Annotated in this window: 6 protein-coding genes and 1 pseudogene; all 7 read right to left on the bottom strand. The window is 40.7% G+C overall.

Annotated features, from left to right (window positions below):
- A partial coding sequence (locus AC1DRF_RS15875; RefSeq protein ID WP_477741119.1) for a glycosyltransferase family 2 protein occupies positions 1-257 on the bottom strand: 257 nt, incomplete at its 3' end.
- Positions 254-1456: an O-antigen ligase family protein gene (locus tag AC1DRF_RS15880; protein ID WP_477741120.1), complete on the bottom strand. Its 1203-nt coding sequence runs from the start codon at positions 1454-1456 to the stop codon at positions 254-256. The genes AC1DRF_RS15880 and AC1DRF_RS15875, both read right to left, overlap by 4 nt.
- Entirely contained in the window at positions 1449-2894 is a 1446-nt protein-coding gene (locus AC1DRF_RS15885) for an oligosaccharide flippase family protein (RefSeq protein ID WP_477741121.1), read from the bottom strand. Before AC1DRF_RS15885 ends, AC1DRF_RS15880 begins: the two co-directional genes overlap by 8 nt.
- Positions 2895-2903: 9 nt before the next feature.
- Complete coding sequence (locus tag AC1DRF_RS15890) at positions 2904-3854, bottom strand: NAD-dependent epimerase/dehydratase family protein (protein WP_477741122.1); 951 nt, start codon at positions 3852-3854, stop codon at positions 2904-2906.
- A gap of 12 nt (positions 3855-3866) precedes the next feature.
- Complete coding sequence (locus AC1DRF_RS15895) at positions 3867-4505, bottom strand: sugar transferase (protein ID WP_477741123.1); 639 nt, start codon at positions 4503-4505, stop codon at positions 3867-3869.
- A gap of 31 nt (positions 4506-4536) precedes the next feature.
- On the bottom strand, positions 4537-5169 hold the full coding sequence (locus AC1DRF_RS15900; protein ID WP_477741124.1) for a CpsD/CapB family tyrosine-protein kinase: 633 nt from the start codon (positions 5167-5169) through the stop codon (positions 4537-4539).
- Positions 5159-5389 (bottom strand): annotated as a pseudogene (locus tag AC1DRF_RS15905) (hypothetical protein); the annotation flags it as partial. The pseudogene AC1DRF_RS15905 and the gene AC1DRF_RS15900, both read right to left, overlap by 11 nt.

The following is a 5389-nucleotide window of genomic DNA, read 5'->3' on the forward strand; positions in this document are numbered from 1 at the left end:
CCTTCGTTGCGTGCCGCTGCGGCTCCTGAATTTTTTGTAAGCTGAAGCAGCTGAATACGTTGATCTTTTCTACTGAATTCCCTTACCACTTCAGCCGTTTCATCTGTCGAACAGTCGTCAATCACAAGCAGCTCCCAGTTGGGGTACGTTTGCTGCTGAACGGATTTTATGGTGGATGAAATGAAGGCTGCGCAATTATAGGCAGGTGTAACGATTGAAACGAGGGGCTGATCCGGTTGAGATTTGAAGTTATTCATCTCGCACTCTCCTCACTTTGATGATTTCGTAAATAGCCTGACAGCAGCGCTAAGTACAAAAAGAACAGCTCATTTACAATTAACGAAAGCGACATCATTTGAAGCAAAAAACCAATAAACGTTAAAAATAAGTAAGGCTCTTTTTTATGAATTTTTTGTTTCAAAAGCTGAAGCAACACAAGAAGTAAAAAGCTAAAATATAGACAAAAGCCAATCATACCCGTCTCTGATAAAATCTCTAGAAACGTGTTATGAACGTACAGCGCTTCACCGTAGTAAAACAAGTTGTACTCTGAAAAGTTAAAAGCGCCAATTCCGGCAAACGGATGAGATGAAAAAAACTCAAATGCCCGGCTCCACAGCGAAAACCTTCCGCTTCCTCCGTCATGTAAAAAATCATCGGCTCGTTCGGTTAAAATGGTGAACACGTTAAAATTCGTCATAAAATGAGCTATAAGAGCAAGTACACCAAATAAAAACACAAACGAAAGAACGGTTTTAAGACTGTTAAGGGAACGCATAATGAACAGGTACAGAATCAACACAGTGACCATAGCAACTAATCCGCCTCGGGAAAACGTCAAAATGCTTGCTAATGTACTAAGTAAAAGTCCGACTTTATTTTTAGAACTATCGCTATTGGTTAAAAAGTAAGTAAAAAACAGCGTATTATAAAATACATAAATATTAGGATCATCCAGTAAACCAATTAAACGCGGATAGCTGCGGTCAATCATCACGCCCCATTTAATAATTTCTACATCGGATGCAAATTGAAAATGAACCGCTTGAAGACCTGCAATGTAGAGCAGCAAGCTCACGCCGTTAAAAAGAATGCCGGCTCCGGTTAACGCACGCTTGATACTTCCGCTATGAAACTCTGCTATCACATATTTCATTAAAAAGTAGCAAGCAAGGATAAGCAAAACGCCTAGCATAATGCGAAGACTTGCTTCAGGATACAGAGAAAACGCTCCGGTCATACAGTAAAAAAGATAAAATAAAAGCAGCAGCACTTCATACGCTTGAAGCTTATAAACGTAAAAAGAAGCAAAGCTCAGCAGCAGAAGTGCAAATAAAAAAATCATGTACGGCTTTAATGAAAAGCCAATATTCACGTTATATTTACTTAACGTAACAAGAACAAAAAGGCAAAACAAAACGGTCGGTTTTCGATTTTGCACGTATACACTATCCATTTTGCGCCTCCTTTCTGTTCTCTACGTTTACTAGCTTACTTTTTTGCACATAGCTCAGCGCTTGATTTCTAATCTCCCTATCTAGCAGCGTTAGCAGAAACACAAGCAGCATGTTTACACACAGCGCAATAAACGGATGCTGCGAAAACAGCAGCGTGGTAAGCACAATCGTACTGCCAAATAAACAAACAAAGATTGGAAAAGTTTTACGCATAATGATGACTCTTTCTGGATTGCATAACCAGCAGCCGATAAATAAAATTCCTTCAATTAAAAGCGCGGCATACACGGCTCCCATCACAGAATAAGCAGAGCTTAAAAAATAGTAAAAAGTAATTCCCGATACAACAGCAACCAGCTGAATGCCCGTTCTTCTTCCTTGAAGTCCTTTTGTTGTTAAGCCGTCTGCTAGTGCTACGCTTAAGCCTTGGAAAATCAGCATGAGCGACAGCCACTTTAACGCATCTCCGGCTGCAGCCCATTTCTCTCCGAACAATAACGACACGGCAAGATCGGATAAATGATAAAAAGGAAGCGCCGTTAGCATCCCTACTAAACTCATAAGCTTCACTTGAAGAATATTTAACTRTAAATGTTTGTCTGTCTGCTGATGATTGTAGTGGCGAAATAACACTGGATAAAAAGCACCCGCCACAATTCCTGGAACTTGATAGAGCGCCGATGGAATACGATAGGCAACGGCAAACACGCCGACGGCTGCAAGCGGAACTGTATTTTCTAATACGATTGGACCAAGCTGCGGCAGCAGCATAATCAGCAGTCCGCTTACAATAAATGAGCCGATATTTTTTAGCAGCCCGCGTTGAACTTTCTTTTTCAAATTAAACGATACTCTTTTCCCCACCATCCACAGTCCATATACTCCGGCTAAAAGATAGGAAAAGCCAAACAAAAACGAAATAAAAAACGCGCTTGTATGCATCAGCATTCCAACCGTCAACAGAACCACCAGCAACAGAGCTGAATAGATTCGAATCGCTCCTAAATGATGCATTTGTTCAGTGAGCTGAAAATACGTAATCCCGATGCTTTGCATCGCAAGTCCTGTTACCATCGGTATAATCAAGTAGTACATCATTTTTACAAGTGACGGTTCGTGATAAAACAAGGAAATCACTATATATGCCCCTGCAAACGTCGCAAGCAAAAGCAAAATTCTCATTTTCACATACGATGACAAAAGATGATCCACGTCTGCCTGCTTTTTAGAGCCTTCGCGAAGCACCGTATTGCTTAAACCAACGTCGGTAAAGTAGCCTAATATCATCGCAAAAGCTAGCGCTACGCTGAACCTGCCGTAACTAGCGGCGCTTAAATACTGTGCCAGCACAATAAGCGCAGCTGCATTTAACAAACGTGATACAACGGTACTAATAAATAAGTGAACAATGTTTTTCCAAATGGAATTTTTCTTCATACATTCCTCTTACTCCATCGTTYTAGCAAATCGCTGAGCTAGCGTTTCGTGATAGTAGTCATACGTTTTAGCTAAGCCTTTTTCAAGCGTAAAAGCAGGCGACCACTTTAATACTTTGATGCTTTCTTTGTTGCATAGTCTGCTGTCTGCAATATCACCTTCACGCACGCTGTGATAAGCAGGTGTTAAGTGACTGCCGGATATGCTTTTCATTGTGAAAAAGAGTTCGTTAATGCTGATGCTGCTGTTATTAGAAATATTAAACGTGCCGCATCCTTCATACTGAATGGCTTGTAAACACGCCTGGCTCACGTCTTCCACGTAAATAAAATCTCTTGTTTGACGGCCGCTTCCGTAAATAATTGGCTGCTGGTTCGTAACAAACCGGTCAAAAAAGATTGAAATTACGCCGCCTTCACCCTGTGAATTTTGCCGTGGGCCGTATACGTTGCTGTAGCGAAGAATTACGTAATCAATATCATACAGCTGTTTAGCAAGCTTAAGATATTCTTCAGACGTAAACTTTGACAGTCCGTAAGGTGAAGCTGGACTCGTTGGATGAGCAAGCGTAATTGGAGTAACGTTCGTATTTCCGTACACGGCAGCTGATGAAGCAAAAATGATTTTTTCAGCTCCGTGCTTTTTACATGCATTAATAATGTTAATTGTTCCTTGAATATTGACGTTGGCATCATGATGAAAATTAGTAACGGAATGAGCCACGCTCACTTGAGCCGCTTGGTGAACAACATAATGAGGTTTAAACTCAGCAAATACTTTATCTAATTCTTCACTCACAATATCTCCGTAGTGAAAAGAAATGCCTCGATTTTCTAAGTTTGCTATTTTTCCCGTTGATAGATTGTCGATTACCTTTACTTCAAATCCGTTTTGATAAAGAAGCTCTGCCATATGTGACCCAATAAAACCGCATCCGCCTGTAACTAATACTCTTTTCATGTTATCCCTCTCCTATCTTGATCCGTCTCCTGTTACAATGACTCTTAGCGTTTTTATCATAATCTTCACGTCAAACCGTATATTCGTATGTTGAATGTAGTAAAGATCGAGCTCCAGCTTTTCTGCTGGAGTTAACTCATATCCTCCGTTAATTTGTGCCCAGCCTGTTAGTCCAGGCTTAACAGCAAGCCGCTGACTAAATGCAGGAAGTGTTTTTTGAAATTCTTCTATAAATACTGCTCTTTCAGGTCTTGGACCGACAATCGACATATCGCCTTTTAATACATTCCACAGCTGAGGCAGTTCATCAATTCGCGTTTGGCGAATCAGCTTTCCTACTCTGGTAACGCGGCTGTCATTTTTAACGGCCCACTGCGCTCCGTTTTTTTCCGCGTCACTGTACATCGAACGCAGCTTCATGATGGTAAATGGCCTGCCGCTTTGACCCAGACGCTCTTGAAGAAAGAAAGGTGAACCCGGTGTTTCAATCATCACAATAAGCGCAAACAACAAAATAACAGGCAGCAAAACCACAAGAGCTATAAACGAAATCACAATATCAAACATGCGTTTACACAGTGAGTAAAAAAGTGTAAATTCTTTTTTTAGCACGTCGGAATCACTAATCGTTTTCGAGACAATTTGATTCATCGTTTCACTTCCTTCTATATAAAGTGAGGAGCTAGTGAGACGGACTCCAAATAACGCCTAGTACATGAATCCGCGCTTTTTCCAGCATATTTTTTGTTTTGACAACGGCATCTGCTTTTGTTTTGCGTTCTTCCACAACAAGCATTGTCGCATCACATTTTGCTGCAAGAATATGAGAATCGGTCTCTTCTAAAAACTGAGGCGTTTCAAAAAGAATCAAATCGTATTCTTCTTTCCATCTTTCTATAAGCTCATCAAAGTACGTGGAAACAAATAATGTTGATGCGTTTCGAAAGTGAGATCCTGCCGCAAGCACGTCCAGTCCTTTGTACGACGTTTGTTTAATCGGTAAATGACGGCTTTGCTTGTTTACTAACACATCCGTTAACCCTTCTGAACTTCCGAGATGAAAAAGCTGATGAAGAGAAGGACAATGGACATTTCCGTCAATAAGAAGAACATTTTTTCCTTGTTCAGCAAATGAAATCCCTAGCTTTGCCGTCATAAGCGGCTTTTTATCGTTCATTTCCGCTGATGTGATTGTCAGGCATTTGGCTTCACTATTCAGCAGAACCTCAACATTTTTTCGAATMATATTTGTTTGGTTGATGGTTTTAGCATCTTGATACAGCGAAAATGGATACTTTCTTCGTTTAAAACTCAAGGTTCTCCCTCCTAGTCTTTGCCTCATCACTGCCTTGCTTTTGGTTTCGCTTCATTTTTCGAGGCTCAAGCTCGATATGTCCAATAATCGGAAGCCCGATAAGTTCTTGAATATCTTGTTCATTTCGTACTGTACTATCAAGATATTCTCTCAGCATTGCTCCCGCTATTCCTACCAACAGACTGACCAAGATAGTAATAGCTTGGTCAGTCTGTTGGTA

This window comes from Priestia sp. P5_B4, assembly GCF_056400385.1.